28 protein-coding genes and 1 pseudogene are annotated in these 26,245 nt (G+C 72.9%); 15 read left to right on the top strand and 14 right to left on the bottom strand.

Annotation, left to right across the window (positions count from 1 at the left end; translation table 11 throughout):
• Positions 1-146 precede the first annotated feature (146 nt).
• Complete coding sequence (locus tag FAF44_RS16460) at positions 147-461, bottom strand: DUF3099 domain-containing protein (protein WP_237104038.1); 315 nt, start codon at positions 459-461, stop codon at positions 147-149.
• Positions 462-561: 100 nt separating this feature from the next.
• Between FAF44_RS16460 and FAF44_RS16455 the strand changes: the two genes are divergently transcribed.
• Both FAF44_RS16455 and FAF44_RS16450 read left to right on the top strand, forming a co-directional pair.
• A complete protein-coding gene (locus FAF44_RS16455; RefSeq protein ID WP_237104037.1) occupies positions 562-774 on the top strand; it encodes a dodecin in 213 nt (70 codons plus the stop codon).
• Positions 775-1,534: 760 nt separating this feature from the next.
• The gene (locus tag FAF44_RS16450) at positions 1,535-2,092 is read left to right on the top strand and encodes a hypothetical protein (protein WP_237104036.1); all 558 of its coding nucleotides are present in this window, start codon (positions 1,535-1,537) and stop codon (positions 2,090-2,092) included.
• 160 nt (positions 2,093-2,252) lie between these two features.
• Here FAF44_RS16450 and FAF44_RS16445 read toward each other — a convergent pair whose 3' ends face one another.
• Positions 2,253-3,623 carry a metallopeptidase TldD-related protein gene (locus tag FAF44_RS16445; protein ID WP_237104035.1) on the bottom strand — a complete coding sequence of 457 codons (1,371 nt, stop codon included), beginning with the start codon at positions 3,621-3,623 and terminating at the stop codon, positions 2,253-2,255.
• On the bottom strand, positions 3,620-5,113 hold the full coding sequence (locus FAF44_RS16440) for a TldD/PmbA family protein (protein ID WP_237104034.1): 1,494 nt from the start codon (positions 5,111-5,113) through the stop codon (positions 3,620-3,622). The genes FAF44_RS16445 and FAF44_RS16440 overlap by 4 nt, the downstream gene beginning before the upstream one ends.
• A 77-nt stretch (positions 5,114-5,190) precedes the next feature.
• On the opposite strand from FAF44_RS16440, the gene fabG reads away from it, so the two are divergent.
• From fabG to FAF44_RS16425, 3 genes are all read left to right on the top strand, one after another.
• Complete coding sequence (gene fabG / locus FAF44_RS16435) at positions 5,191-5,886, top strand: 3-oxoacyl-ACP reductase FabG (protein ID WP_237104033.1); 696 nt, start codon at positions 5,191-5,193, stop codon at positions 5,884-5,886.
• A 1-nt stretch (position 5,887) separates the two neighbouring features.
• The gene (gene fabI, locus FAF44_RS16430) at positions 5,888-6,652 is read left to right on the top strand and encodes an enoyl-ACP reductase FabI (RefSeq protein ID WP_237104032.1); all 765 of its coding nucleotides are present in this window, start codon (positions 5,888-5,890) and stop codon (positions 6,650-6,652) included.
• A gap of 116 nt (positions 6,653-6,768) precedes the next feature.
• Positions 6,769-7,830, top strand: a complete 1,062-nt coding sequence (locus FAF44_RS16425; protein ID WP_237104031.1) for a B12-binding domain-containing protein — start codon at positions 6,769-6,771, stop codon at positions 7,828-7,830.
• Between the two features lie 15 nt (positions 7,831-7,845).
• Here the strand turns inward: FAF44_RS16425 and FAF44_RS16420 are convergent, their stop codons facing one another.
• The 4 genes from FAF44_RS16420 to FAF44_RS16405 all read right to left on the bottom strand — a co-directional run bounded on the left by FAF44_RS16420 (position 7,846) and on the right by FAF44_RS16405 (position 10,728).
• Positions 7,846-8,202, bottom strand: a complete 357-nt coding sequence (locus tag FAF44_RS16420) for an STAS domain-containing protein (RefSeq protein WP_237104030.1) — start codon at positions 8,200-8,202, stop codon at positions 7,846-7,848.
• Positions 8,203-8,216: 14 nt separating this feature from the next.
• Entirely contained in the window at positions 8,217-8,651 is a 435-nt protein-coding gene (locus FAF44_RS16415; protein WP_237104029.1) for a hypothetical protein, read from the bottom strand.
• Between the two features lie 162 nt (positions 8,652-8,813).
• Positions 8,814-9,653 (bottom strand): hypothetical protein, encoded by an 840-nt coding sequence (locus FAF44_RS16410; protein ID WP_237104028.1) that lies wholly within the window; start codon positions 9,651-9,653, stop codon positions 8,814-8,816.
• Between the two features lie 127 nt (positions 9,654-9,780).
• Positions 9,781-10,728: an aldo/keto reductase gene (locus FAF44_RS16405; protein WP_237104027.1), complete on the bottom strand. Its 948-nt coding sequence runs from the start codon at positions 10,726-10,728 to the stop codon at positions 9,781-9,783.
• A gap of 64 nt (positions 10,729-10,792) precedes the next feature.
• Here FAF44_RS16405 and FAF44_RS16400 point away from each other — a divergent pair, with 64 nt between their 5' ends.
• From FAF44_RS16400 to mshC, 5 genes are read left to right on the top strand one after another with little or no spacing between them, the layout of a single operon-like run.
• Positions 10,793-11,479 (top strand): MSMEG_4193 family putative phosphomutase, encoded by a 687-nt coding sequence (locus FAF44_RS16400; protein WP_237104026.1) that lies wholly within the window; start codon positions 10,793-10,795, stop codon positions 11,477-11,479.
• Between the two features lie 9 nt (positions 11,480-11,488).
• The gene (locus FAF44_RS16395; RefSeq protein WP_237104025.1) at positions 11,489-12,037 is read left to right on the top strand and encodes a DUF3090 domain-containing protein; all 549 of its coding nucleotides are present in this window, start codon (positions 11,489-11,491) and stop codon (positions 12,035-12,037) included.
• Positions 12,034-12,801 (top strand): SCO1664 family protein, encoded by a 768-nt coding sequence (locus FAF44_RS16390; RefSeq protein ID WP_237104024.1) that lies wholly within the window; start codon positions 12,034-12,036, stop codon positions 12,799-12,801. Before FAF44_RS16395 ends, FAF44_RS16390 begins: the two co-directional genes overlap by 4 nt.
• 32 nt (positions 12,802-12,833) lie before the next feature.
• Positions 12,834-13,481 carry an NRDE family protein gene (locus FAF44_RS16385; protein WP_237104023.1) on the top strand — a complete coding sequence of 216 codons (648 nt, stop codon included), beginning with the start codon at positions 12,834-12,836 and terminating at the stop codon, positions 13,479-13,481.
• Positions 13,482-13,491: 10 nt separating this feature from the next.
• Positions 13,492-14,718: a cysteine--1-D-myo-inosityl 2-amino-2-deoxy-alpha-D-glucopyranoside ligase gene (gene mshC / locus FAF44_RS16380; RefSeq protein WP_237104022.1), complete on the top strand. Its 1,227-nt coding sequence runs from the start codon at positions 13,492-13,494 to the stop codon at positions 14,716-14,718.
• Positions 14,719-14,808: 90 nt separating this feature from the next.
• Here mshC and FAF44_RS16375 read toward each other — a convergent pair whose 3' ends face one another.
• Positions 14,809-15,762 (bottom strand): VOC family protein, encoded by a 954-nt coding sequence (locus FAF44_RS16375; protein WP_237104021.1) that lies wholly within the window; start codon positions 15,760-15,762, stop codon positions 14,809-14,811.
• A gap of 120 nt (positions 15,763-15,882) precedes the next feature.
• Between FAF44_RS16375 and FAF44_RS16370 the strand changes: the two genes are divergently transcribed.
• On the top strand, positions 15,883-16,845 hold the full coding sequence (locus tag FAF44_RS16370) for an NAD(P)-dependent oxidoreductase (RefSeq protein ID WP_237104020.1): 963 nt from the start codon (positions 15,883-15,885) through the stop codon (positions 16,843-16,845).
• Positions 16,846-16,881: 36 nt separating this feature from the next.
• Here FAF44_RS16370 and FAF44_RS16365 read toward each other — a convergent pair whose 3' ends face one another.
• Both FAF44_RS16365 and FAF44_RS16360 read right to left on the bottom strand, forming a co-directional pair.
• Complete coding sequence (locus FAF44_RS16365) at positions 16,882-17,844, bottom strand: UDP-glucuronic acid decarboxylase family protein (RefSeq protein ID WP_237104019.1); 963 nt, start codon at positions 17,842-17,844, stop codon at positions 16,882-16,884.
• A 67-nt stretch (positions 17,845-17,911) separates the two neighbouring features.
• Positions 17,912-19,105 (bottom strand): glycosyltransferase, encoded by a 1,194-nt coding sequence (locus FAF44_RS16360; protein ID WP_237104018.1) that lies wholly within the window; start codon positions 19,103-19,105, stop codon positions 17,912-17,914.
• Positions 19,106-19,965: 860 nt separating this feature from the next.
• Here FAF44_RS16360 and FAF44_RS16355 point away from each other — a divergent pair.
• Positions 19,966-20,556 carry an HAD-IIIA family hydrolase gene (locus FAF44_RS16355; protein WP_237104017.1) on the top strand — a complete coding sequence of 197 codons (591 nt, stop codon included), beginning with the start codon at positions 19,966-19,968 and terminating at the stop codon, positions 20,554-20,556.
• Between the two features lie 272 nt (positions 20,557-20,828).
• Positions 20,829-21,083: a WhiB family transcriptional regulator gene (locus FAF44_RS16350; protein WP_237104016.1), complete on the top strand. Its 255-nt coding sequence runs from the start codon at positions 20,829-20,831 to the stop codon at positions 21,081-21,083.
• 27 nt (positions 21,084-21,110) lie between these two features.
• On the opposite strand, the gene FAF44_RS16345 is transcribed toward FAF44_RS16350, so the two are convergent.
• Entirely contained in the window at positions 21,111-21,596 is a 486-nt protein-coding gene (locus tag FAF44_RS16345; RefSeq protein WP_237104015.1) for a peptide deformylase, read from the bottom strand.
• Between the two features lie 228 nt (positions 21,597-21,824).
• Between FAF44_RS16345 and FAF44_RS16340 the strand changes: the two genes are divergently transcribed.
• Both FAF44_RS16340 and FAF44_RS16335 read left to right on the top strand, forming a co-directional pair.
• Entirely contained in the window at positions 21,825-22,988 is a 1,164-nt protein-coding gene (locus FAF44_RS16340; protein WP_237104014.1) for a uroporphyrinogen-III synthase, read from the top strand.
• A 94-nt stretch (positions 22,989-23,082) separates the two neighbouring features.
• Complete coding sequence (locus FAF44_RS16335) at positions 23,083-23,799, top strand: sirohydrochlorin chelatase (protein ID WP_237104013.1); 717 nt, start codon at positions 23,083-23,085, stop codon at positions 23,797-23,799.
• A 63-nt stretch (positions 23,800-23,862) separates the two neighbouring features.
• Here the strand turns inward: FAF44_RS16335 and FAF44_RS16330 are convergent, their stop codons facing one another.
• From FAF44_RS16330 to FAF44_RS16320, 3 genes and pseudogenes are all read right to left on the bottom strand, one after another.
• Entirely contained in the window at positions 23,863-24,423 is a 561-nt protein-coding gene (locus tag FAF44_RS16330; RefSeq protein WP_237104012.1) for a TetR/AcrR family transcriptional regulator C-terminal domain-containing protein, read from the bottom strand.
• Between the two features lie 179 nt (positions 24,424-24,602).
• A complete protein-coding gene (locus tag FAF44_RS16325; RefSeq protein WP_237104011.1) occupies positions 24,603-25,457 on the bottom strand; it encodes a PAC2 family protein in 855 nt (284 codons plus the stop codon).
• Positions 25,458-25,861: 404 nt separating this feature from the next.
• Positions 25,862-26,053, bottom strand: a pseudogene (locus FAF44_RS16320) (universal stress protein); the annotation flags it as partial.
• Positions 26,054-26,245 lie beyond the last annotated feature (192 nt).

Raw genomic sequence — 26,245 nt, 5'->3', positions numbered from 1 at the left:
CGGGTGGTTACGGGGGCAAACCACCCGGCGTCGCTTCATCGGCGTTCCGACGGGGGCCCGGAACGCCGGCACCAGCACTCCGACGGGGGACCGGAGCGCTTGGCTAAAGCGTACACCTACAACCCATGGGATGCGTCAAGACTTAGTCACGACCCGATCTCGCGTCGATGCAGCGGTATCTCGGTTTGGTTAGCCTCAGGGGACTGAAAGGTAGGGGGTGGGGGCCCGTTGCCCCTCTCATTGGCCCCGATTACCGCTATGTATGGCAAAAAGACTGCGGCCGCGATGAACAGCAGCCGGTACGGCCACGGCACCGGCACCACCACCGCCAGGATCAGGCAGATCGTCCGGATGCCCATCTTGATCAGATAGCTGATCTCCCGCCGGCGGATGTCCGTGCTCAGCGACGGTTCGGCGTCCGTGACCTGGTGGACGTCTGGCTTCCTGCGCCACCGCTTCATACCTTCCACGGTAGACCCGGGGAGCCTCGGTGGCGAAGGCAGCCCGGTGCGCCTGCGCGGGGTCATGCGATCATGGCCTTCGAGTAAGGAGGATGTGGAGATGACGGATCGTACGTACCGAGTGACCGAGATTGTCGGAACGTCGGGGGAGAGCGTCGACCAGGCCATCCGCAACGGCCTCAAGAGGGCCTCCGAGACACTGCGCCACCTCGACTGGTTCGAGGTGACGGAGATCCGCGGGCATCTCGACGCGGGGGAGGTCGCGCACTTCCAGGTCGGCATGAAGGTCGGCTTCCGCCTCGAGGACTCCTGACGCACGCCGCCCGGCCCGTCCCGTCAGGAAGCCTCCGACAGACCGGACCCGCACACCCGGAGCCGATGTCGGACACGCGGCCCCACGGGCCGGAGGCCGTGACGACGACAGGGCGGCCTGAGACACCACGGTGGTGACCGCGTCACCAGGCCGCTCTCCGGGCGCCCGCCCGGAAGCCGTGTCACGCTGTCGCGCACCTTGCCCATCGCACCGCGCACCCGCGTGCCCGTCGCCGTCTGGACATCCAGGAGACGCTCTCCGGCCGCCTCCCGGTCGCCTGGGCCCCGGGACCGCCCGACGGCGCGTTCGCGGCTGCCTGAGGGCCTGCGGCGCGGCGCGCGGGCAGGGCCGCACCCGTCGCGGGGTCGTGCGGCACGTGCGAAGCCACCGATCCGGTTCGCCGCAGGGGCTCGGGAGCCTGCCCGGTTTGCCCGGTCCGGTGGGGGCTTGCGACCGCCTGGCATACCGCTCGGGAACATCCGCGAGACCGACTGGGGTGTCGCTCGGCGGGGCTTGGGGCCACGCGGTGTGCTGCTCGGAGGTGTCCGCGGGTCCGTCCGGCGTGCTCGATCGGTGGGTGCCGGGGATCACCTGGCGGGTGGTTCGAAGCCGCCTGCGGGACTGTCTGCGCCCACTCGGCAGGTGCTGGGGATCACTTGGCGTGCCGGTCGGCGGCCTCCGGGAGGCCGGCCGGCGTGCCCGCTCGGGCCGGGTCGACGAGAGCGCCCGGCGAGGACCGCGAGAGGTTAGATTGGCGGTCGTGAGTGGTGAGTTCCGCATCCTGCTGGTGTGCACGGCCAACATCTGCCGTTCGGCGATGGGCGAGGTGATCGCCCGCGCGATGCTCCACTCCGCGTCCCTCCCCGTGGTCCTGGGCAGCTCCGGGGTGCGCGCGATGGTCGGCCACCCCATGGCCCCGCACGCGATCGCCGCCCTCGACAAGCTCGGCCTCGACGGCCGGGCGCACCGGGCCAGAGCGCTGGACCACGACCTCGTCCGCTCCTCCGACCTGCTGCTGACGATGGAGAACGAGCACCGCCTCCTCATCTCCGGCCAGGATCCACAGGCGGCGGGCCGGACGTTCACGCTGCCCGAGTTCGCCGCGCTGGCGCCGGGCGCGGGCCAGCGCCGCTACCGCTCCGACACGGCCGAGCGGGCGCGGGCGATCGTCGAGTCGGCGGCGAGCCGCCGCGCCGAGGGGCCCGCGCCGGAGGTGCACGACCCGTACGGCGGCCCGCCGGAGGGCTACGAGTTCTGCGCCATCGCGCTCGGCGACGCCCTCAGCCACGCCCTCGCCGCCCTCCTGGGCCCCCGCTGACCACCTGAGCCGCCCCCGGCACCCTCGGGCGAGCCATCACGCGCACCGGGCGGGCCATCATGCGGATCAGGCGGGTCGTCAGGCGAGTCGTGTCGGCCGTCACGTGCATCGGGCAGGCCGAGGGCGCGCCGGGCGGACCCCGGCGCGCCGGCCCGGCCCGTCAGCTCGCCTGGCTGACCGTGGACATGTTGAAGTCCGGCACCCGCACCGCCGGCATGATCGTCCGCTGGAAGTAGTCGTTCCACTCGCGCGGCAGCGTCTGCCCGGCGGACCCCACCTCCGTCACCCGCCCCAGCAGGTCGACCGGGCTCTCGTTGAACCGGAAGTTGTTCACCTCGCCCACGACCTCGCCGTGCTCGACCAGGTAGACCCCGTCGCGGGTCAGCCCGGTCAGCAGCAGCGTCTGCGGGTCCACCTCGCGGATGTACCACAGGCAGGTCACCAGCAGGCCGCGCCGGGTGGAGGCGATCATGTCCTCCAGCGAGGCGCCGTCCGGCGGACCCGTCATGATCAGGTTGTCGACGGCGGGCGTCGCCGGCAGCCCGCTGAGCTCGGCCGAGTAGCGGGTCTGCAGCAGCGCCTCCAGCCGGCCGTCCTTGATCCAGTCGGTACGTCCCAGCGGCAGCCCGTTGTCGAACACCGAGCTCTCCCGCGAGGAGGCGTGCGCCGTCACGAACGGCGCGCACGCGATGCCCGCCGCCCCCGGGTCGCTCGACAGCGAGACGGGCAGTGTCGCGAGCCGCTCGCCCACGCGGGTGCCGCCGCCGGGCTTGGCGAACACCGAGCGCCCGTCGAGCGCGTCGCGCGCCCCCGACGACCAGAACAGGTAGATCATCAGGTCGGCCACCGCGCTCGGCGGCAGCAGCGTCTCGTAACGGCCCGCCGGCAGGTCGATCCGCGTCTTGGCCCACTCCAGCCGCTGCGCGAGCGAGGAGCCGAGAGCCGCCACGTCGACGTCGGTGAAGTCCGGGGTGGACACGCCCGTCCAGGCGGACCGCTTCAGGTCGGTGGACTTGGCGTTCAGCTCCAGCCGCCCGGTGGGCTGGTCGTGACGCAGCCGCACGCCCGTGGACGTGCCCAGGAACGTCGTGGTCAGCGAGTGCTCGGCGAACCCGTACAGCCGCCGGCCGCCCGACTCCGCCGCCGCGAACGCCTCCCCGAGCGCGGGCGCGAACCCCTCGAACACCCCGATGTCGGTCGGCCGCACCTCCTCGCCCCAGTGCGGCGCGGCGGGCCCGGCCTCGACGAGCGCGCGGGCGTCCTCGGCCGGCCGCGCGTCGCGCGCCGCCGCGTCGGCCGCCGCCACCACGTCGGCGAGCTGCTCGTCGCGCACGGCCGAGCGCGACACCACGCCCACACCCTGCCCCGCGATCGAGATCACGGTCAGCCGGGAGGACCGGGCGACCCCGTTCGTGGTCAGCGTGTTGCCCGCGAAGCGCAGGTTCGCCGTGGAGCCCTCGTCCACGAGCACCACGCAGCCGTCGTTGCGGGAGAGCCCCAGAGCCCTCTCCACCATCTCCTGAGGTGTCACTTGCCGCCCTCCTGCACGGTGTTGAGGATCCGCACGCCCCGGAACAGCGCCGACGGGCACCCGTGGCTGACCGGCGCGACCTGCCCCGGCTGCCCCTTGCCGCAGTTGAACGCGCCGCCCAGCACGTACGTGCCCGGCCCGCCGACCGCCTCCATCGACTGCCAGAAGTCCGTGGTCGTCGCCTGGTAGGCGAAGTCCTTGAGCTGCCCGTCGAGCCTGCCGTGCGTGATCCGGTACGCCCGCTGCCCGGTGAACTGGAAGTTGTAGCGCTGCATGTCGATCGACCAGCTCTTGTCGCCGACGATGTAGATGCCCCGCTCGACCCCGGAGATCAGCTCCTCCGTCGAGGGCCCGCCGGGGGCCGCGGCCAGCGACACGTTCGCCATGCGCTGCATCGGCATGTGGCCGGGCGAGTCGGCGAAGGCGCACCCGTTGGAGCGCCCGAGCCCCTTCATCAGCGCCATCCGCCGGTCGAGCTGGTAGCCCACCAGGACGCCGTCCTTGACGATGTCGAAGCTCTGGCCGCGGACGCCCTCGTCGTCGTACCCGATCGTGGCCAGGCCGTGGGTGACGGTGCGGTCGCCGGTCACGTTCATCAGCGGCGAGCCGTAGACCAGGTCGCCGAGCTGGTCGAAGGTGGCGAAGCTGGTGCCCGCGTAGGCCGCCTCGTAGCCCAGCGCCCGGTCCAGCTCGGTGGCGTGGCCGACCGACTCGTGGATCGTCAGCCACAGGTTGGACGGGTCGATCACCAGGTCGTAGTCGCCGGCCTCGACCGACGGCGCGGCCAGCTTCTCCGCCAGCAGCTCGGGCAGCCTGGCCAGCTCGCCCTGCCAGTCCCAGCCCGTGCCCGTCAGGTACTCGTAGCCGCGGCCGACCGGCGGCGCGATCGTCGACATGTCGTCGAAGCCGCCGTCGGTGGCCTTCATCGCGTTCAGCTTCGGATACACCCGCACCCGCTGCTGCGTGGTCACCGTGCCGGCCGTGTCGGCGTAGAACTTCTGCTCCTTGACCTGCAGCAGCCGGGCCGAGACGTGGTCGGCGCCCTTCAGCAGCCCGGCGGACCACTCCGCCAGCAGGCTCACCTTGTCGGCGGCCGGCACCTCGAACGGGTCGACGTCGTACTCCGAGACCCACACGGCGTCGGCGTGCACCGGCTCGGCGGCCAGCTCGATGGGCTCCCTGTTGATCGGGGCGCTCACCTCCGCCACCCGCACCGCCTGCTCGGCGACCGCCGCCGCGGCCTGCGGGGTCAGGCGGATGCCGGAGGCGAATCCCCACGTGCCACCCTTGACGACGCGGACGGCGTATCCCAGATCGTCGGCGTCCATGGCGCCTTCGAGGCGGGCGTCGTACAGGCTGAGCGTCTCCGCCCGGACGCGTTCGAGCCGGAAGTCGGCGTGCTCGGCGCCGAGTTCGCGGGCGCGTTGCAGGGCGGCGTCCGCGAGCTGCCGCAGTGGCAGTTGCAGGAAATCGGGGTCGATCTGGCGCATGTCCACGATCCTAACCCTGTGATCTTGTGCCACCCGGACAAGCCGATACCAGCGGGTAGCAGATAGCGTCAGATCTCATGGCACGCTCTGTACTCGTCACCGGGGGCAATCGCGGCATAGGCCTCGCGATCGCCCGTGAACTCGCCGCGGCGGGCGACGCCGTCGCGGTCACCTACCGATCGGGGGAGCCGCCCGAGGGCCTGTTCGGCGTGCGCTGCGACGTCACCAGCACCGCCGACGTCGAGGCCGCGTTCGACAAGGTCGAGGCCGAGCACGGCCCCGTCGAGGTGCTGGTCTCCAACGCCGGCATCGCCAAGGACACCCTCCTGGCGATGATGAAGGAGGAGACCTTCACCGACGTCGTCGACGCCAACCTGACCGGCGCCTACCGCGTCGCCAAACGGGCGATCCGGCCCATGATGCGGCTCAAGCGCGGCCGCATCGTGCTCATCTCCTCCGTCATCGGCCTGACCGGCCAGGCCGGCCAGTCCAACTACGCCGCCTCCAAGGCGGGCCTGATCGGCTTCGCCCGCTCGCTGGCCCGCGAGTACGGCTCGCGCAACATCACGGTCAACGTCGTCTCCCCCGGCTTCGTCGCCACCGACATGACCGCCGACCTCGACCACGAGGCGATCGTGGCCAACATCCCCCTCGGGCGGCAGGCGGCCCCCGAGGAGATCGCACGCGTCGTGCGTTTCCTGTCGAGCGACGACGCCTCCTACATCACCGGCGCCGTGATCCCGGTCGACGGCGGACTCGGAATGGGGCACTGACATGGGCATTCTCGAAGGCAAACGCATCCTCGTGACCGGCGTCCTGACCGACGCCTCCATCGGATTCGCGGTGGCCAAGCTGGCTCAGGAGGAGGGCGCCACGGTCGTGCTGACCGGCTTCGGCCGTCTCAGCCTGGTGGAGCGCATCGCCAAGCGCCTGCCCACGCCGGCGCCGGTGCTGGAGCTCGACGTCCAGAACACCGAGCACCTCGACTCGCTCGCGGCCCGCGTGGGCGAGCACGTGGACGGCCTCGACGGCGTCGTCCACTCCATCGGCTTCGCCCCGCAGTCGGCGCTGGGCGGCAACTTCCTGAACACCTCGTGGGAAGACGTCGCCACCGCCGTGCAGGTGTCCACGTTCTCGTTCAAGTCGCTGGCCGTGGCCTGCCTGCCCCTCATGAAGGAGGGCGGCGCGGTGGTCGGCCTCGACTTCGACGCCTCCAAGGCGTGGCCCGTCTACGACTGGATGGGCGTGGCCAAGGCCGGTCTCGAGTCCTGCAGCCGTTACCTGGCCCGCGACCTGGGCAAGCACAACATCCGCGTCAACCTGGTCGCGGCCGGTCCGCTGCGGACGATGGCGGCCAAGTCGATCCCGGGCTTCAAGGAATTCGAGGAGAGCTGGCCCGACAAGGCCCCGCTGGGCTGGGACCTGGCCGACACGCGGCCCACCGCCAAGGCGTGCGTGGCGCTGCTGTCCGACTGGTTCCCGGCGACGACGGGCGAGATCGTGCACGTCGACGGCGGCGTGCACGCCGTCGGCGCCTGACCCTCCCCGATCACCACCGCTCCGGTCTCGCGGCGCTGACATCGGCGATCTCGCTTGACGGTGGCCGCACCTCGCGCGATGTTGGACCGAAGTCGTCGCGACGAGGAGGCGGCCCCATGGCGGACGATCTCGATGACCTGATCGGCAGGCTCTGGACGGCCGCCATGGCCGGGGACCACCGGGCCGCGGCCGGCGCCGCGACGGCGGCGCTCGACGACGGCCTGCCCGTGGCGGACCTGCTGCTGGACGTGCTGGCCCCCGTCCAGCGGAAGGTCGGCGACGCCTGGGCGGCCGACGAGGTCACCGTCGCGCAGGAGCACATCGTGACCGGCGTCGGCGAGCGCGTGCTCGCCGCGGCGGCGCGGCACCCGGCCGCCCGCCGCCGGCACACCGGCGACCGGGGCCGGGCCGCGGTGGCGTGCGTCGACGGCGAGTGGCACGCCTTCCCGGCACGGCTGCTGGCCGAGGTGCTGCGCCTCGACGGCTGGCGGGTCGACTACCTGGGCCCCAGCGTGCCCACCCCGTACCTGCGGATCCACGCCCACGAGGCGGACACCGACGTCGTGCTGCTGTCGGCCTCGCTGTGCACCCGGCTGCCGGCCGCGCGCGAGGCCATCGCGGCCTGCGCGGAGACCGGCCGTCCGGTGCTGGCGGGCGGGCCCGCCTTCGGCGCGGCCGGCCGGTACGCGCGGCTGCTGGGCGCCGCCGGCTGGGCGGCGGACGGCGGGGACACCGCGCGCCGCCTGGCCGAGGGCCCGCCGTACGGCACGATCGCGTGGGGCGAGCGCCCGCCCCTGCCGGACGCCGGGGAGCACGCCCGCCTCGGCCGGATGGCCGGCGGCTTGGCCGACGCCGTCATGTGGCGGCTGGGGGAGCGCGTCCCGGCGCTGGCCGCCTGCGACGCGCGGCGGCTCGAGCAGGTCAGACAGGGCGCCGGAGAGCTTGTCGACTTCCTGCTCATGTCCCTGTACGTGCGCGACCGCGCGCTGTTCTCCGGTTACCTGCGGTGGGCCGCGGACGTGCTCGCCGCCCGTGGCGTGCCGCGGGAGAGCCTGCCGGCGGCCCTCGACGCGCTCGCCGCGGAGCTGAAGGCCCACCCGCGCGCCCTGGACACGCTGGAGCACGGCCAGGAGACGCTACGCCGCCCCGGCGGGGACGAACCCGGCCGGGGGCGCTGAGCGCGTCCAGGGGCCTCAGTGCCCGGCGTCGTCGCCGAGGCCGAGCAGCGCCTCCGGCACGGTGGCGAACAGCGGCAGCAGCCCCTCCAGCCCGGCCTGCCCGAGGACCTGGCTCAGGTGGCCGCGGTTGTCGACCACCGCCATCAGCCCGCCCTGCCTGCGCATGTGCTGGGCGAGCAGCACCAGCACGTCCACCCCGAAGTCGTCGAGGAAGTGCAACTCGCTGACCTCGACGATGAGCCGCGCGCCCTGGCCTTCCAGCAGCCGGATCTCGTGCTCGACCTGGTCGACGGTGGCGTCGTCCAGGCTTCCGCGCAGGGCGACGATCGCCCACTTGCGCTGGAAGTCCGGAACTTTCCTACGCGCCGCCACAGTCGTCGATCTTCTCACTGTCCCGGTCCGGACGGATGGCCGGTTCCCGATCTGGCGCCTTTCGCCCAGGCCAGGCCGGCCCGCCGGGCCCGGTCGGCCGCGTCGTTGTGCCAGGCCGCGCGTTCGTGGCAACGCTCGACGTCGCCGACGCCCCGGGCGGCGCGCGCCAGGAAATGGCCGGCGGCCTGCTCGTGCACGCCGGCCAGGACCTGGTAGGACAGGGCGTGATCGAGCGCCGCCCGCAACGGCCGCGGGACGGGGGCGTCGATCGCGTCCGGCAGGCCCGTGCGCAGCCGGCGTAACCGGGCGTTCGCGCGGCGGGCGCGTTCGGCGGCCCGCGCCGCCTGCTCGCCCGCCGCCTTCGCCAGCCGGCGGAACCCGTCGCCGAGCGACGGCTCCCCGCCGCGCCGCCCACGACCGTCCGGAGGAGGGTGCTCCGAGGCGGACATCGCAACTCCTCAGCCGAGGGCGCCACCCGTCACGGGCGGCCCACCATGCACGATCGGGCCGTGAGCGGGCCGTGGCCGGATCCGGCCACGCCCGTTCACCACGATAGACCCGAATCGTGTCCGCCGGGGCACGTCGCGTGACGATGGGCCCTGGGCCGGCGCTCACGCCACGCGGTGCCTGCCGTTGCCCGTGCGGGCCGGCTCGAAGGGGATCGTCTCGGTGGGCTCGGTGCGCTGGCGGCGCTGCTGCACGATCCGGGTGGCCAGCACGGCGGAGCCGAGCAGCGCGATCGTCAGCGCCGTGCCGAGCACGTCGGAGGCCGGCGGGCTGGGCCGGATGATCCGCCGGTCCTGCATCGGCACCGCGAGTTCGTGCACGAACGGGTTGGGCCACAGCAGGTCGACCCGGGGCTCCTCCGCGCGGGCGGTGTCGCGCCGCTCGACGGGCGAGCCGGTGCCGACGGACTGCGGCCGGCGCTCCGGCCGTTCGGCGCGGGGCACGGCGGGGGCGGAGGCCGTGCTCTCCCAGCCGCGTCCGGTGCGGACCTGCTCGGGCCGCGTCGAGGGCGTGGCGCTGGGGGAGAGCTCCCCGGTGACCTCCTGGCTCTCGCAGATCAGCCCGGGCAGGCAGACCTCGGCGCGCGTCTCCTGCGCCGGGTCGTCGCCGTCGGCCCTGGGGGCGGACGTCTCCGACGGCTCGGGCGAGGTGATCGTGGAGGGGGTGGCCTTGGTGGTGGGCACCGCCTGGCCGACCCGGCCGAGCACCTCGTCGGTGACCTTGTCGACCCCGCCGGTGACGGTGCTGGTGGTGCCGCCGGTCAGGGTGTCGACCGTGCCGGTGACCGCCTGTACGACGTCGCACAGCGTGTTGGTCACCCCGGCCAGCAGGCCGCCGTCGCGCGTGCAGTCCTGGGCGGTGGCCGAGGCGGCAGGGGCCGCCACGGGGACGGCCGCCAGGGCCACCGCGAGAACTCCCGCCGAGATCGCGGTCCTGCTCCCCATCCGTCCCCTCCTGCGTCGCTTCCGGGGGAAATCTTTATGGACATCGCGCGTCAGACGCAGGCGTTTGCCGGGTAAAGTTGCGATTCGGTATCGAGTAGTGATACGCGAGGGAGTCTCTCGTTCCAGGTCAGTCGAGTGACGACACGTCATCGAGGGCCTCTCGGATCTCAATCGGCAGCACGACGTCCTCCGCCGGGAGGACGCCCTTGAGCTGCGCATGCGTACGGGCCCCGACGACGGCGGAGGCGATCCCCGGCTGGTCGCGCACCCACGACAGGGCCACGGCCAGGGGTGACACGCCGAGCCCGTCGGCGGCGGTCATGACGGACTCCACGACGCGGCGGCTGCGCTCGTCGAGGTAGGGCCGGACGAAGTCGGCGAAGTGCGGGGTGGCGGCGCGCGAGTCGGCCGGGATGCCGGTGCGGTACTTGCCCGTCAGCACCCCCCGCCCGAGCGGCGACCAGGCCAGCACGCCCACCCCGAGGTGGGCCGCGGCGGGCAGCAGCTCCCGCTCCGGCTCGCGGGCCAGCAGGGAGTACTCGGCCTGCGTGGAGGTGATCGGGACGCGGCCGGGGACCATCTTCTGCGTCACGGCGGCGGCGGCGAGCTGCCAGCCGGTGTAGTCGCACACGCCCGCGTAGACGGCGCGCCCGGAGGAGACGATGGCCTCCATCGCGGCCAGGGTCTCCTCCAGGGGCACCTCGGCGTCGTAGGTGTGGAGCTGCCACAGGTCGACGTAGTCGAGCCCGAGGCGGTTGAGCGAGTCGTCGACCGCGGCGATCAGGTGGCGCCTGGAGGCGTCGCGCGGGCGGCGGCCCGTGGGGGTCACCACGGCCTTGGTGGAGATCACCAGCTCGGAGCGCGGCACCGAGTCGCGCAGCATCCGCCCCAGCAGCCGCTCGGCGTCGCCGCCGGTGTAGACGTCGGCGGTGTCGACCAGCGTGCCGCCCGCCTCCATGAACGTGCGGAGCTGGGCGGCGGCCTCGTCCGCGTCGGTGTCACGGCCCCAGGTCATCGTGCCGAGCCCCAGCCGGGACACCGACAGACCGCTGTGGCCGACGTAGCGCTGCTCCATGATCCCGCCAGGTTACCGCCCAGGTCGATGAAACGTTGTGATCGACGCCTGCGACACTTGCTGGATGACCACGCTGCTTCTGGCCCGGCACGGGCTGACGGATCTCACCGGGCCGGTGCTGGCCGGCCGCACCCCGGGCGTGCATCTGAGCGAGGCGGGCCGGGCCCAGGCCGCGGCGCTCGCCGGGCGCGTCGCGGACGTCGGGCTCGACGCGATCGTCTCCAGCCCGCTGGAACGCTGCCGGGAGACGGCGCAGGCGGTCGCCGGGGGGCGCGGGCTGGACGTCCGGATCGACGACCGGTTCATCGAGTGCGGGTACGGCGAGTGGACCGGCCGGCCGCTCACCGAACTCGCCGAGGAACCGTTGTGGCAGGTCGTGCAGGCGCACCCGAGTGCGGCGACATTTCCGCAAGGGGAGTCGCTGGCCGGAATGCAACAGCGTGCGGTCGCCGGAATCCGGGAGTGGAATCGCATCCTGGGGGAGAAGGCTGTCTACCTGATCTGCAGTCACGGCGACGTGATCAAGGCGATCGTCGCGGACGCTCTGGGGCTCCATCTGGATCAGTTTCAGCGGATAACCGCAGATCCGGCGGCTCTCGCCGTTATTCGCTATACCCCCTTGCGTCCCTTTGTTCACAAGCTTAACGATATGGGGGAATTGAGGCTTCCCAAGGATTCGGAGGAGAAAGACGGGGGAGAAAACATCACCGGGAGCGATGCCGCCGTCGGCGGTGGACCCGGAACCACGTAAGGTCAGGCTATGCCGGTCTTCGACTACGACCCACCAGAGAGATTCGTCGCCGGTGCCCTGGGGCAACCGGGCGCGCGGGTCTTTTTTCTGCAGGCCAGGGCCGAGGGCAGACTGACCACGGTGGCGCTGGAGAAGCTGCAGGTCGCCGCACTCGCGGGCAGGCTCGACGAGCTGCTCGACGAGGTGCTGCGGCTCAGCGGGGGCACCGCCCACGTGCCCGCGCTGGCCCCGGCCGACCTGTCCGACGAGGCTCCGCTCGACACGCCCGTCGCGGAGGACTTCCGCGTCGGCACCATGGCGCTCACGTGGGACGCCGAGAAGTCGCAGGTGGTGATCGAGGCGCAGGAGGTCGTCGACGAAGAGGATCTCGACAGTCCCGACCCCGCGGTGCTGCGCGTGCGCATCAGCGCCGGCGCCGCCCGCGCCTTCACCCAGCGCGCCCTCCAGATCGTCGCTGCGGGCCGACCACCCTGTCCCCTGTGCGGTCAGCCCCTCGACGCCGCCGGTCACGTCTGCGTCCGTCTCAACGGCTACCGCGGGGGTGAGGCGGCTTCATGACCGCTCCCGAGAGCGAACCGGCCGTCAAGCCCTCCTCCCCGCCTCCGTCCATGCATGACGACGACGCGCTCGCGCTGCTGCGCGACGGCACGCTGGAGGTCGCGGGCCGCCTCGTCGAGGCGACCAACATGACGCTCTACTGCTCGGTCAAGCTGGGCGACACCTCGGTCGCGTGCGTCTACAAGCCCGTACGCGGCGAGCGCCCCCTGTGGGACTTCCCCGACGGCACCCTCGCCGCCCGCGAGGTGGCCGCGTTCGAGGTCTCGCAGGCCACCGGCTGGCGCATCGTGCCGCCCACCGTCTACCGCGACGGCCCCTTCGGGCCCGGCATGTGCCAGCTCTGGATCGACACCGAGCGCGAGATCGACCTCATGCGGCTGGTCAAGAGCCGCAACCCGGTCGTGCGCCGGATGGCGGTGTTCGACGCGGTGGTCAACAACGCCGACCGCAAGGGCGGCCACCTGCTCCCGCTGCCCACCGGCCACGTGTACGGCGTCGACCACGGCGTCTGCTTCTCGGCCGAGGACAAACTGCGCACGGTCCTGTGGCAGTGGCGGGGCAAGCCGCTGGCCCGCGAGGCGGTCGGGGTGCTGGCCAAGCTCGAGCGCGACATCGAGTCGGGCGCGCTCGGGCGCAGGCTGCGCGAGCTGCTGACGCTGGCGGAGGTGGAGGCCACCTGGCAGCGGGTCAGGCGGCTGCTGGACACCGGCGTGCACCCGTACCCGTCGGAGGGCTGGCCGGCCGTTCCCTGGCCCCCCATATGAAAGACCGGTAGTCCGTTTAATACCCTTTGCCCATGTGCACGCTGATCGTGAGAACGGGACGGCGGCTGACCCTCCTGGGTGTGCGGGACGAGTTCGCCGACCGGCCCTGGGAGGGGCCGGGGGAGCACTGGCCGGACTACCCCGGCGTGCTCGGCGGGCGCGACCTCAAGGCCGGCGGCACCTGGCTGGCCGTCCACCCGGCGGCCCGCCGCGCCGCGGCGCTGCTCAACGGCAACGGCACGGCCGCCGAGGAACGCACCAAACTGTCGCGGGGCGATCTCGCGCTGCGGGCGGCGTACACCGGGGAGTTCCCCGCCGAGCTGACCCGCTACAACCCCTTCCACCTCGTGCTCGCCGACCTGTCCCGGGTGCGGCTGCTGAGCTGGGACGGCGCCCGCGCGGCCGTGTCGGAGCTGCCCCAGGGCACCAGCATGGTCGTCAACTCGGGCCTGGACCCCGACAGCGAGCGCGTCGTCGCCTACCTGCCGCGCTTCCGCGACTCCGAGGAGTGGGGCGAGCTGATCAGGGAGGAGCCGTCGGCCGACCGCTCGGCGCTCATCGTCCGGCAGGAACTGCCCGACGGCCGGATCTTCGCCTCGCTGTCGGCGATGCGGGTCGCCATCGCGCGGGACGACGTCACGTACGACTTCACCGACCTCACCGCCGATCGGGACGGATAGGCTCAAAGACATGAGATCGTGGTCTGCCCAGAACGTTCCCAGACTCCCAGGTCAGAGCATTCCGCTCCGTCTCTACGACACCTCGGCCAAGCAGGTGCGGCAGACCGACCCCGGGCCCACCGCCAGGATGTACGTCTGCGGCATCACCCCCTACGACGCCACCCACCTCGGCCACGCCAACACCTACCACGCCTTCGACCTCGTCGGCCGGATGTGGCGGGACGCGGGCCACGAGGTGCACTACACCCAGAACGCCACCGACGTGGACGACCCGCTGCTGGAGCGGGCCGCCGCGACCGGCGTCGACTGGCGGGAGCTGGCCGAGCGGGAGATCGAGCTGTTCCGCGGCGACATGGAGGCGCTGCGGATCATGCCGCCCCGCGAGTACGTCGGCGTCACCGAGGTCGTCGGCGCGGTCGCCGACCTGATCGCCGACCTGGCGGCCAAGGGCGTCACCTACGACCTCGACGGCGACGTCTACTTCAACGTGGCCGACGCGCCCAAGTTCGGCCAGGTGTCCGGCATGGGCGAGGCGGAGATGCTGGCCCTGTTCGCCGAGCGCGGCGGCGACCCCGAGCGGCCGGGCAAGCGCCACCCGCTCGACTGGCTGCTGTGGCGGGCCGAGCGGCCCGGCGAGCCGGCCTGGGACTCCCCGCTGGGCCGGGGCCGTCCGGGCTGGCACATCGAGTGCACCGCGATCGCCCTCGACAACCTGGGCGCCGGCTACGACGTCGCCGGCGGCGGCTCCGACCTGATCTTCCCGCACCACGAGTGCGGCGCCTCCGAGGGGCACGCCGCGACCGGCGAGTGGCCGTTCGCCAAGTTCTACGCGCACGCCGGGATGGTGGCGCTCGACGGCGAGAAGATGTCGAAGTCCAAGGGCAACCTGGTCTTCGTCTCCAGGCTGCGCCGCGAGCGCGACCCGATGGCGATCAGGCTCGTGCTGCTGGCCCACCACTACCGGGCCGACTGGGAGTACGTGCCGGAACTGACGGCCGAGGCCGAGCGCAGGCTGGCGCGGTGGCGCTCCGCGGTCGCCCTGGCCTCGGGGCCGCCGGCCGGCGGCCTGCTGGCGACGGTGCGCGAGCGGCTCGCCGACGACCTCGACTCGCCCGGCGCGCTGGCCGCGATCGACGCCTGGGCCGAGCAGGCGCTCACCGAAGGCGGCGCGGACGAGTCGGGTCCGGCGCTCGTCCGCGACCTCGCCGACGCGCTCCTCGGGGTCGCCCTGCGCTGACCCCGTCCGCTCCCGCCGTCCGATCACGGTCTTCACCGCTTCTCCGGCGGCCGTCCCGTCCCGGGGCGGCCGCTTTCTCGTCCGCGCGGCTCAGCCGTCCTGGCGGAAGACGATCGCGGTGCCCAGCGCGGCGGAGGCGGGCACGAACAGCTCTCCGGGGCCGGTCCGGGTGACCGGGACGCCGTTGCCGGACAGCAGCCGCTCGGTGGCGGCGAGGTCGCGCACCGACACCGCGTAGGCGACGAACGCCGGCAGGGCGGCCGGACGTTCGCCGGGCAGCAGTCCGGCGAGCCTCGACGCGGCCACGACGGTGACGTCCGCCCGGCCGAACCGCGTCGCCACCCGGTCACGGCGCGCCGGGCCGAAGCAGGCGCCGTAGCGCCGCTCGAACTCGGGCAACGCCGCATCGGGCCCGCACAGCACGCATTCGACCAGTTCGGTGGCCCCGTTGGGATGTCCGGTGCGCCGCGGGCCGGACGGGGCGTTCTCGGCGAACCCGATCCGGCCTTCCGGCACCCGCCCGGCGGGTAGGCCGGGATGGGAGATCTCCAGGTAGCGCGCGGGCTCCATCCGGGTGCCGGAATCGGTCTCGACGGGCCGCTGGACGGCGTGCACGCCCCCGTGGACGATCCCGGCGGCGCTCAGCCCGGCGGCGACGCCGTCGAGGTCCGCCGTGTCGGCGATCATGATGTGCACGCCCTGGAAGCGCCGCAGGAAGGACGCGATGTTGGCGGCGGTGGCGCCGATGGCCGCCCGCAGCCCCGCCAGCCTGTCGTCGGGGACCCGCAGCGGGATGGGCCGGGCCGTGCCGGGCAGACGGCCGGCGTCGTCGATGACGGCGACCAGTTCGACGAAGTTGCGGGCGAAGTACACGTGGGTGTTGGCCACGCCGAACGGCTCCGCGGGCCCTCCGGCGACGCGCGGCAGCACGGGGTAGGCGGGTGCCGCCACGGTGAACCCGAGCCGCCGGTATCGCTCCGTCGCGTGGTTCAGGTCTCGCACGACGTGTCCCACGTGGTGCAGGCCGTTGCCGCCGTCGCCCATGACGGGCCACCTCCGTCGTCTCGGCAAATTATGAGAGTCAACTTTCTTATGAGAGTACACCGTCATTTACAGGTCCGTGTACACTGATAATCAGTTGAGCTGACTATCTGGAGGATTGACATGATTCTGGTCACCGGCGGGCTGGGCTTCATCGGCACGCACACCACCCGCGCGCTGCTGGACCTGGGGGAGTCGTGCGTGCTCGTCCAGCGCCGCGCCGCCGAGCCGCCCGCCGCCTTCGCCGCCGAGGCCGGCGAGCGGCTCTACGTCGAACAGGCCGACCTCGCCGACGAGCGGGCCCTGCTGGAGATCGGGGACCGGCACAAGATCACCGGCATCCTGCACCTCGCCGGCTCCATGCCCTGGCCGGTCGGCGCGTACGAGCCGGTCGAGCATGCCGAGCGCGCGCTCAGGAGCCTGTTCAACGTCTTCCGCGCGGCCCGCGACTGGCAGGTGCGCCGGCTCGGCCTGGCCAGCACGATCGGCGTGTACGGCGGCGTCGCCACCGACGGGCCCTACCGCGAGGACCTGCCGCTGCCGATGACCGTCGCGCACCCGATCCCCGGCTTCAAGAAGATCGGCGAGCTGCTGGCCGACCACCTGGCCCAGGCGCTCGGCGTCGAGGCGGTCAACTACCGCATCGGCGCCATCTGGGGGCCGCTCGGGCACAACCCCGACCCGTTCTTCCCCGCTCCGCAGCTCGTGCACGCCGCCGCCCGCGGGGCCGAGCCGGACCTGTCCGCCCTGCACGCCGTCCCGCACCTGGGCAACGGGCTCGACCTGTGTTACGTCAAGGACTGCGGCCGGGCCCTGGCATTGCTGCAGGTGGCCGAGCGGCTGCGGCACCGGACGTACAACGTGGCCTCCGGGCGCCTGACCACCAACGGCGAGCTGGTCGCGGCGGTCCGGAAGCTGGTCCCTGAGCTGCGCGTGGACCTGCCAGAAGGGCTCGCCCCGGGCACCGACGACCACTTCCTCGACATCACCCGGCTGCGCGCGGACACCGGGTACGAACCCGCCTACGACACCGGGCGCGCCGTCGCCGAGTACCTGGACTGGCTGCGGGCCGGGAACGACCGGTGAAGGGGAACGGCGGGCCGCCGCCCCCGGGACGGCCGGTCAGACCTTCAGGCGTGCCAGCTCCTCGACCGCCGCCAGCTCCGCGGCGAACCAGTCGATCGTGCGGCGCAGCCCCTCCTTCGCGGTCACCCGGGCCTGCCAGCCCAGCCGCTCGCCGGCCAGCGAGATGTCGGGACGCCGCACCTTCGGGTCGTCGGCGGGCCGGTCGATGAACAGGATCTCCGACGACGACCCGGCCAGCTCCCTGATCAGCGTGGCCAGCTCCAGCATGGTCAGCTCGTCGGGGTTGCCGATGTTGACGGGGCCGGGGAAGTCGCTGCCGGCCATGGCGAGGATGCCGGCCACGGTGTCCTCGACGTAACAGATCGAGCGCGTCTGGGTGCCGTCGCCGGTGATCGTGATCGGCTCGCCGGTCAGCGCCTGGCGGATGAACGTCGGGATGGCCCGGCCGTCGAAGGGCCGCATGCGCGGGCCGTAGGTGTTGAAGATGCGCACGATCCCCGTGTCGGTGGCGCGCGAGTGACGGTAGGCGGTGGTCAGCGACTCGGCGAAGCGTTTGGCCTCGTCGTACACGCTGCGCGGCCCCACCGGGTTGACGTTCCCCCAGTACGTCTCCCGCTGCGGGTGCTCCAGCGGGTCCCCGTACACCTCGCTGGTCGAGGCCAGCACGAACCTGGCGCCCTTCTCCCTGGCCAGGCCCAGCGCGTGCAGCGTGCCGACGCTGCCCACGCGCAGGGTCTCGACCGGATAGCGCAGGTAGTCGGCGGGCGAGGCGGCCGAGGCGAAGTGCAGCACGAGATCCAGCCGGTCGGGCACGTGCACGTACCCCGTCAGGTCGCACTCGATGAGCCGGAACGCGGGCCGGTCCAGCAGGTGCTCCACGTTCCGCGGCCCTCCGGTGAGGAAGCTGTCCATGCAGACCACCTCCGCACCCTCGTCCAGCAGCCGCTCGCACAGGTACGAGCCGAGGAAGCCGGCGCCTCCGGTGACCAGTGCCCTCATCGGGTGACCTCCATGGTGGCGGCGACTTCGATCTCCGGCCGACGTGTGTGTCCGCGGGCGTCCACGATCAACCGCCCAGGGCGGCCAGGCGGCAGGTCTTCCCGTCGATGGCCTGCGTGTACACCGCCTCCGTACGCTCGGCCACGCGGGGCCAGCCGTAGCGCTCGCGGGCCCTTCGGGCGCCGTCCGCGCCGAGCTCCGCCCGGCGGCCGGAGTCGCCGAGCACCTCCCTGAGCGCCCTGGCCAGGGCGCGCGGCCGGCGCGGCGGCACGAGCACGCCGCAGCCCTCGACCGTGTCCAGGTGGCCGCCGACCGCCGAGGCGATCACCGGCACCCCGCACGCCATCGCCTCCAGCGGCACCATGCCGAACGGCTCGTACCAGGGCACCGCCACCACGACGTCGGCCGAGCGCATCAGCGACGGCACCTGCCGCCGCGCCACGGAGCCGATGACGCGCACCCGCCGCCCCATGCCGAACCCCTCGGCCAGCTCGCGCAGCCTGACGGCCTCGGTGTCGTCCCGGCCGCCGCCGGCGATCACCAGGTCGGCGCCGGGGACCTGGCGCATCGCCTTGAGCAGGGTGTCCACGCCCTTGCGCGGCACCATGCGGCCGATGCTGAGCACCAGCGGGCCGTCCCCGCGCGGCGCCACCGGCCCCTGCGGGCAGAACGCCGCCAGGTCCACCCCGCACGGCACGACCGAGATGCGCTGCTCGGGGACGCCCATCGCGCGCAGCTCGTTCACCTCGTCGCTGCAGGTCGCCAGCACCGCGTCGGCTCGCTCGCCGATCTCGAGCTCGGTCGCGACCCGGTGCGCGGGGCTGGTGTCGGCCCCGCCCTGCCAGCGCCGCTTGACCGTGCCGAGCGCGTGGAACGTCTGCACCACCGGCACCCCGAGGTCCGCCGCCGCCCGCAGCGCCGCCTGCCCGCTCATCCAGAAGTGCGCGTGCGCGATGTCCGGCCGGTGCTCGGCCCAGCGCCGGGCCAGCCGCCCGGCGAACTCCGCCATGTACGGCGGCAACTCGTCCTTGGGGACGGGCGCCGCGGGACCGGCCGCGACGTACTCGACCGTGACGCCCTGCGCCAGGCTCACCGAGTCCGGCTGCGAGGCGGACGAGCGCCGGGTGTGGACGACGACCGTGTGCCCGCGCCGCGCGAGGGCCACGGCCAGCGCGGCGACGTAGACGTTCTGGCCGCCGGAGTCCACGCCGCCGACCGCCGCCAGCGGGTCCGCGTGCTCCGAGATGAGATCGACCTTCACTGCGTCAGCTCCCTCACTGCCTTTGACCGCGTGCTCACTTGCTGTTTCGGGACGGGCACGGGCATCCCGGTGCCGCCGCGCTGCCATGGCTGGGCGGACCGGTGCGTGACCCGTGTGCCGGTGGGCGCTGCCAGATGTGCGGGGCCGGTGCCGGTCGCTCGGTCGCGGGGTCGGCTCGATCACGGTGGCCGGGTCCGCGGATGTGGTCGCGCCCGTGGTCATGCCTGTGGCCACGCCTGTAGCCACACTCGTGGTCTCGCCTTGGGTCACACCTGTGGTCACGCCTGTGGTCACGCCGCTCAGGCCAACGGTGACGTCGCCGGTGACGTGGGCGGTGGGGTCATGTTCCGTGCCGGTCATGGCGACCGGGTGGCCGCCTTCGGCCGGTGCCCGTACGGACTGCCGGTGCCCGTCGGCAGGCCAGGTGCGGGTGGGGGCCGATGTCTCTGGGGGCACCACGACATACGCGCCTTTGTCGGCAGCGCCGCCGACGACTACCCATTGCCCCATAAATTTGGCTATATCCGGCAATGGCCGTTGAGCAGCGGGTTTGCCGTCATCGCTGTCATCGCCGCCCGGAACCCGGACCCCGGCCGCCGCGCCACCGGGGCCGGGCGCGACGCTTCCGTCGGCCGTCAGGGCGGCGGCGGTGGGATCGTGGAAGATCGCGTTGATGCCGGGCAACCTCATGCTTCCTCCCCGATGACGTGGAGCACCGCTACCGAGAGGAGCGATGCTCAAACATTCGGTCACCCCGCAAGGGAGGAAAAAGCGGGATATCTCAGGTTTTTGACCACTCTGTGTGCTTGTTTGCCGGATCGGGCGCCGGGTAGCTGCCGGACACGCGACGGAGGTGACAGGTGTTCGAAAAGCGGCGTCCCGGGGCCGTGCTCTTCGACCGGGACGGAACCTTGATCAGGGACGTGCCGTACAACGGAGACCCGGACCTCGTCGAGCCCATGCCCGGCGCGATCGAGGCGCTGGGCAGGCTCAGACGCGCCGACGTTCCGCTGGCCGTGGTCACCAACCAGTCGGGCGTGGCCAAGGGCCTGCTGTCCCCCGACGAGATGGACCAGGTGAACGCCAAGGTGGAGGAGCTGCTCGGCCCGTTCGACGCGTGGGCGATCTGCGTCCACGACGACACCGACGGCTGCACCTGCCGCAAACCCGCGCCCGGCCTCGTCATCAGGGCCGCCGCCGTGCTCGACGTCAGCCCCCGCGACTGCGTGGTCGTCGGTGACATCGGCCGCGACATGGAGGCGGCCAGGGCCGCGGGGGCCAGGGGCATCCTCGTCCCGACCGCGCAGACGCCGCAGGAGGAGATCCAGCAGGCCGCCGAGGTCGCCGACGATCTCACCGACGTCGTGGACCGGGTGCTCAGCGACGCCGAGGGGCCCGTGCCGGCCGCCGCCGCCCCCTGGGCCCGCGCCATGGGCTGGAGCCGCTGGTAGGCATCTCCTCGGGCGCGTCGGCCGGCACGGGTGCCCGGCAGGGCGACCCGGCCGGAGTTGTGCTGCCCGGCACCCGCCGCCCCGCCCACGGCGAAACCGCGCCCACGGCCAAGGAGCCGGCGTTCACGGGCGGCGAATGAGGCCGCGCCGTCCGCCCAGGTCGACGCCACACGCCCGCCGAAAGCGCGGGTCCGGCCCCGCGACCACCCCGCCGCACGGTACTGCCGTCCGGCGAGGTATGAGGCCCGGACCCATGGGTAGGCGCCAGAGGCATGATGATGCTCGACTGGACACGCAGGGCCGCCTGCCTCGACCTGGACCCGGAACTGTTCTTTCCCATCTCCACGGAAGGGCCGAGCCAGTCGCAGGTCGAGCAGGCCAAACAGGTGTGCGCCGGCTGCCCCGTACGCGAGCCGTGCCTCGAGTACGCGCTGCGCACGCGGCAGGCGTACGGCGTCTGGGGCGGCACCGACCCGGCACAGCGGCGTGAGCTGGGCCTGCCCGCCGAGACCGCCGCACGGCACTGACGAGCGCCGCCGCCCGCAAGCGTGGGCTCAGCTCGCGGGCAGCGCCTCGGCGAGGAACCGCTCGCGCTCGGCCGCCTCCAGATGGTCGCTGAACAGCACACCGTCGAGGTGGTCGATCTCGTGCTGGAGCACCCTGGCCAGCACGCCGAGCGCGCGCACCGTGACGGGCTTGCCGAACATGTCGCGACCACGCGCCGTGACCAGGTAGGAACGTTCCAGTGGCCACCACACGCTGGGCGCCGACAGGCACGCCTCGTCGGCGGTGATCTTCCGCTCCGACAGCTCCAGCCGCGGGTTGACCAGGTGGCCCGACTTGCCGTCGTAGGAGTAGACCACCACCCGTACCGGCTCGCCGATCTGCGGAGCCGCCAGACCGGCCCGGCCCGAGCCCGCCCGCATCGTGGCGGTCAGCGCCTTGACCAGCAGCCGTAGCTCCCGATCGAAGTCCTTCACCGGGGCCGCGACCACGCGCAGCACCGGATCGTCGAACGTGCGAATAGGCCGGACCGTCACCCGAACTCCCCCATAGGCGGCGTCGTCACGATGGACGTTTCCCAGGAGTGCGTCTCGTCAATCGCGAAGGTCGTGCCTTGTAGCACAGCGGTAACAGAAGAGACCCAGCGGTGAAACCACCCGAAAGCAGTATCGGAGGGTGATCTCACTTGTGTCACACGCGCCTGTGATGCCTGGCCGGGTGCTCGGGGCCCGGCCAGGCGTCCTTGACTACCTGGAGGTGCAAGCATGAGCGCGCTTCCCCAAGAGGGCTCATCGCCGGAAACGGCGCCGGACGCCCTGGCGGGCTTCACCGTCGGCGTGACGGCCACGAGACGGCGGGAGGAGTTCGGGGCGCTGCTGGAGCGCCGCGGCGCCCGCGTGGTCAGCGCCCCCGCGATCCGTCTCGTCCCGCTGGCCGAGGACACCGACCTGCTCGCCGCCACCCGGCAGGGCCTGGAGGCCCCGCTCGACGACGTCGTCGTCACCACCGGCGTCGGCTTCCGCGGCTGGATGGCCGCCGCCGAGGGCTGGGGCCTGTCCGCCGACCTGGGCGAGCACCTGTCCAAGGCCCGCCTGCTCACCCGTGGCCCCAAGGCCAGGGGAGCGGTGCGCGCCGCGGGCCTCAACGACCACTGGACCCCCTCTACCGAGTCGTGCTCGGAGGTCAAGGAGTACCTCCTGGCACAGGACCTGCGCGGGCGGCGCATCGCGGTGCAGCAGCACGGCGAGCCGCTCAGCGACTTCGTGGCCGCACTGCGCGAGGCCGGGGCCGAGGTGATCGAGATCCCGGTCTACCGGTGGCTGCCCTACCGTGACATCTCGCCGCTGCGCCGCCTCATCAGCCAGACGATCTCCGGCTCGGTGGACGCGGTCGCCTTCACCAGCGCGCCCGCCGTGCACGCCATGCTCGGCTCCGCCAGGGCGGAAGGGCTGGAGGAGGCGCTGCTGGCCGCGTTCAGCGGATCGGTCGTGGCCGCCTGCGTGGGGCCCGTCACCGCCGAGCCGCTGACCTCACGCGGAGTGCCGACCCTGCAACCCGACCGCTCCCGTCTCGGCGCGCTGGCCCGCGCCCTGGCCCGGCACCTGCCCGAGCACGGCGTCACCCGGCTCACGGCCGGTGAGCACCGGCTGGAGATCCGCGGCCACGCCGTGGTCGTGGACGGCGAACTGCGTCCCCTGCCGCCCGCCCCGATGGCGGTGCTCAAACGCCTGGCCGACAAGCCGGGACACGTGGTGTCGCGGGCCGACCTGCGTACGGTGCTGCCCGGCAGCGTCGCCCGCGACTCGGCCGAGCACGCCGTCGAGATGGCCATCACCCGGCTGCGCCGCGCCCTCGGACCCAGCGGCATCGTCGAGACGGTGGTCAAGCGCGGCTACCGGCTCGCCTGCCTGTACGAGGCAGGCTTTTGACGGGCCGCCCGGCTCCCGGGCGCCACCCCTACCACGAGGAGACCACCACCATGCCCTGGGGCAGCACCTTGACCGGCCGCGCCGGAGCGGGCCGGTGACGCCCGCGCTCGTCCTGGCCGCGCACGGCACCCGCAGCGCCGACGGGGAGCAGACCCTGTCGGCGCTGGCGGAGACGGTCAGGAGGGCCCGTCCCGGGCAGCGGGTGGAGCTGAGCTACCTGGAGATCAGCTCGCCCGCCCTGGCCGAGGTGCTGCCCGTGGTGCGCGGGCCCGTGGTCGTGGTGCCGCTGCTGCTGGCGGGCGGCTACCACGTGCACATCGACCTGCCCGAGGTCATCGCCGAGCACCGTCCGGACGCGGTGGTGGCCGGCTGGCTCGGCCCGCACCGGCTGCTGACCTCGGCGCTCGCGCGCAAGCTGGCGCGGGCCGGCCTGCGTGCCACGGACGCCGTGCTGCTCGGCGCGGCCGGCTCGTCCGACCCTTCGGCGCTGGCCGACGTGCGCGCCGCCGCCCACCTGCTCGCCGTGCGCCTGGCACGCCCGGTCACGGCCGCCTTCGCCTCGTCCGGCACGCCGTCGCTGGAGGAGGCCATGCGACGACTCGGCTCGCCGCCCGCCGCCCGGGTGGCCGTCGCCTCGTACGTGCTGGCGCCCGGCTTCTTCCACGACCGGCTCGCCTCGGCCGGGGCGGACCTGGTCAGCGACCCGCTGGGCGCGGACCCGGACGTGGCGGCGCTGATCTGGCACCGCTACGACGAGGCCCTGCACCGCCCCCGTACGAGCGCCGAACCGCAGCCGCTGAGCCGCGCCTGACCCAGCCGGCCGCCGTTCAGGACCCGGCCGGGCCAGACGTTCAGGATCCGGCCGGGCCGGCGTTCAGGCGGGCTGGGGGACCGGCTCCAGGCGCAGTTCCCGCACGATCTCGCGGGCGCTGGCGTCGCGCGACGGCCCGGCGTCGGAGCCGACGAACATCTCGACGTAGGCCCGGTGGAAGCAGCCCGCGACCAGCAGTCGCGCGCTCGCCTCCGGGTCCACGTCGGGCCGCACCCGCCCCAGCCGCTGCTCGGCCGCCAGGTACGCGGCCAGCGGCGCGGTCTCCGTACGCGGCCCGAGTTCGGCGTCGCGGACGGCCTGGCGGAACCGGACGGTCACATTCGGGGAGGTGAAGGCGGGCAGTGCCGCGCTCTGCACGTCGAGGTAGTAGTCGATCCCCGCACGGGCGACCGGAAGAAGGTTGTCCGACACGGACGCTTTTCCGATGCGATGCGTGAGATCATGGAGAATGCTCATCCAGAGGGGGAGCCGGTCCTGCAGCAGGGCGAGGAAGTAGTCGACCGAGCCGCCGGCGCGGTCCTCCCTGAGCGAGACGGCCATCCCGAGGACGCGCCGCCTGGTGTCCTGACTCCTCTGGTGCGGATCTACGTGGGGTGTCGCCATGACATGCCTAACGTGCGCGGTCGGTTGATCAGGCATCACGTTGCGAAGCCGGTTGTTCGGGTGGCTCCGGGCTTGAGGGTGGCTGGATCCAGGGATCCCGATTTAGTGGAAAGTCATTCAGGTTCCCGATTATTACGCGAACCGCGGAGAGATGTCGGGTGTTTGCCGGGCCTCGGGGGTCAGCCGTCGGTGTCGCGGTCCCTGCGCCGCAGGTAACGCTCGAACTCGGCCGCGATCGCGTCGCCGCTGGCCTCGGGCAGCTCGGCGGCGTCCTTGCGCTCCTCGAGCTCCTTGACGTACTCGGCGACCTCGCTGTCCTGCGAGGCGAGCTCGTCGACGCCGCGCTCCCACGCGCGGGCCTCCTCGTCGAGGTCGCCCAGCGGCATCGGGATCTCCAGCATGTCCTCCAGGCGGCGCAGCAGCGCCAGCGTGGCCTTCGGGTTGGGCGGCTGGGCCACGTAGTGCGGCACCGACGCCCACAGCGAGATCGCGTCGAGCCCGGCCTGGGCGAACGAGTGCTGCAACACCCCCACGATGCCCGTCGGGCCCTCGTAGCGGCTCAGTTCCAGGTTGGTCGAGCGGGCCAGCCCGGCGTCCGTCGCACCGCCCAGGATCGGCACGGGACGGGTGTGCGGCGAGTCGTTGAGCAGCGCGCCCAGCATCACGGCCAGCTCGACGCCGAGCTCGCGGCAGACGTAGATGATGTCCTCGCAGAACGAGCGCCAGCGCATGTTGGGCTCGATGCCGCGCAGCAGCACGACGTCGCGCTCCAGCCCCGGCGGGCGGGCGCGCAGCAGCCGGGTCGTGGGCCACACGATCGACTGGGTCAGCCCGTCGTTCATCTCCACCACGGGACGGGTGACCTGGAAGTCGTAGTAGTCGTCGGGGTCGAGCGCGACGAGTGGCTCGGCCTTCCACGCGGACTCGAGATGGGCGATCACACCGCTGGAAGCCTCACCCGCGTCGTTCCACCCTTCGAACGCGGCAATGAGCACCGGGTCGACGAGCTCGGGGAGCCCTTCGAGCTCTATCACGTGTCGCCTCCTCTCTCCATCGTCCCGCTTAGCCTATGCGGTAAGCAGGTACCACCGTCACCGATCTCCCCCCGAACACGCCCCTCCACGCACCCGTGCCCCGCCTTTCACACCGGCGTCGTGACGGCCCCTCCGGACGGTCGAGCGGGAGGGGACGACGGGGTCAACGGCGGCGCAGGGGTGTGAAAGGCGCGTAACGGCTGGTCAGGGCACGGATCCGGACGCGGGAGACGCGGCGTTGCCCCGTCCGTCCCGCCGTGCCGGACGTCCGGGACCCGCGTACGGCGGGCGTTCGCCGCGCGCGAACTCCAGCCGGGCGCGCCGCGATCACGCCATCCCCCTGACCTCCGCGGCTTCCCGTGGCCACGCCGTCCGTGGGGCCCGTCGCGTCGGCGAAGGGCCGGTCAGCAGCGGCCCCCCGGTGTCGTGCGGACGACGAGCACGTCGCACGGGGACCGGTGCGTCACCCCCGACGGCACCGAGCCGAGCAGCCGCCCCGCCAGGCTGTTGAGCCCCCGGTCGCCCACCACCGGCAGGTCGGCCCCGTGCCGCCCGGCCGGCGCGACGAGCACGTCCACCGCCTCCCCCTGCTCGGCGGCCGGCACCCGTCGGTGCCGACGAAGACGGTGTGCGGTAGGCCATGCGAGCCTCCCGGCGAACGGGCCGCCCGGGGGCGCCGCGTACGGCCGCGATCAATGGACGCCGCGTACAACAGCGTTTCCGCCATCGTGCGGAAAAGGGCCGTTCACCCGCGCGCGAGCATCGCTCGAGGCGCAGCCGATAAGCTC

This window comes from Nonomuraea sp. MG754425 (assembly GCF_021699195.1).
GTDB lineage: Bacteria > Actinomycetota > Actinomycetes > Streptosporangiales > Streptosporangiaceae > Nonomuraea.
Note: the sequence above shows the minus strand (reverse complement) of the source record. Positions and strands in the feature narration are given on the sequence as shown.

What these genes read in the sequence shown, in the direction of transcription:
- FAF44_RS16460 (WP_237104038.1), bottom strand. Translation starts at nt 461, where the DNA reads ATGAAGCGGTGGCGCAGGAAGCCAGACGTCCACCAGGTCACGGACGCC.
- FAF44_RS16455 (WP_237104037.1), top strand. Translation starts at nt 562, where the DNA reads ATGACGGATCGTACGTACCGAGTGACCGAGATTGTCGGAACGTCGGGG.
- FAF44_RS16440 (WP_237104034.1), bottom strand. Translation starts at nt 5,113, where the DNA reads ATGCGCCAGATCGACCCCGATTTCCTGCAACTGCCACTGCGGCAGCTC.
- fabG (WP_237104033.1), top strand. Translation starts at nt 5,191, where the DNA reads ATGGCACGCTCTGTACTCGTCACCGGGGGCAATCGCGGCATAGGCCTC.
- fabI (WP_237104032.1), top strand. Translation starts at nt 5,888, where the DNA reads ATGGGCATTCTCGAAGGCAAACGCATCCTCGTGACCGGCGTCCTGACC.
- FAF44_RS16425 (WP_237104031.1), top strand. Translation starts at nt 6,769, where the DNA reads ATGGCGGACGATCTCGATGACCTGATCGGCAGGCTCTGGACGGCCGCC.
- FAF44_RS16415 (WP_237104029.1), bottom strand. Translation starts at nt 8,651, where the DNA reads ATGTCCGCCTCGGAGCACCCTCCTCCGGACGGTCGTGGGCGGCGCGGC.
- FAF44_RS16410 (WP_237104028.1), bottom strand. Translation starts at nt 9,653, where the DNA reads ATGGGGAGCAGGACCGCGATCTCGGCGGGAGTTCTCGCGGTGGCCCTG.
- FAF44_RS16405 (WP_237104027.1), bottom strand. Translation starts at nt 10,728, where the DNA reads ATGGAGCAGCGCTACGTCGGCCACAGCGGTCTGTCGGTGTCCCGGCTG.
- FAF44_RS16400 (WP_237104026.1), top strand. Translation starts at nt 10,793, where the DNA reads ATGACCACGCTGCTTCTGGCCCGGCACGGGCTGACGGATCTCACCGGG.
- FAF44_RS16395 (WP_237104025.1), top strand. Translation starts at nt 11,489, where the DNA reads ATGCCGGTCTTCGACTACGACCCACCAGAGAGATTCGTCGCCGGTGCC.
- FAF44_RS16390 (WP_237104024.1), top strand. Translation starts at nt 12,034, where the DNA reads ATGACCGCTCCCGAGAGCGAACCGGCCGTCAAGCCCTCCTCCCCGCCT.
- FAF44_RS16385 (WP_237104023.1), top strand. Translation starts at nt 12,834, where the DNA reads ATGTGCACGCTGATCGTGAGAACGGGACGGCGGCTGACCCTCCTGGGT.
- mshC (WP_237104022.1), top strand. Translation starts at nt 13,492, where the DNA reads ATGAGATCGTGGTCTGCCCAGAACGTTCCCAGACTCCCAGGTCAGAGC.
- FAF44_RS16375 (WP_237104021.1), bottom strand. Translation starts at nt 15,762, where the DNA reads ATGGGCGACGGCGGCAACGGCCTGCACCACGTGGGACACGTCGTGCGA.
- FAF44_RS16370 (WP_237104020.1), top strand. Translation starts at nt 15,883, where the DNA reads ATGATTCTGGTCACCGGCGGGCTGGGCTTCATCGGCACGCACACCACC.
- FAF44_RS16365 (WP_237104019.1), bottom strand. Translation starts at nt 17,844, where the DNA reads ATGAGGGCACTGGTCACCGGAGGCGCCGGCTTCCTCGGCTCGTACCTG.
- FAF44_RS16350 (WP_237104016.1), top strand. Translation starts at nt 20,829, where the DNA reads ATGATGATGCTCGACTGGACACGCAGGGCCGCCTGCCTCGACCTGGAC.
- FAF44_RS16340 (WP_237104014.1), top strand. Translation starts at nt 21,825, where the DNA reads ATGAGCGCGCTTCCCCAAGAGGGCTCATCGCCGGAAACGGCGCCGGAC.
- FAF44_RS16330 (WP_237104012.1), bottom strand. Translation starts at nt 24,423, where the DNA reads ATGGCGACACCCCACGTAGATCCGCACCAGAGGAGTCAGGACACCAGG.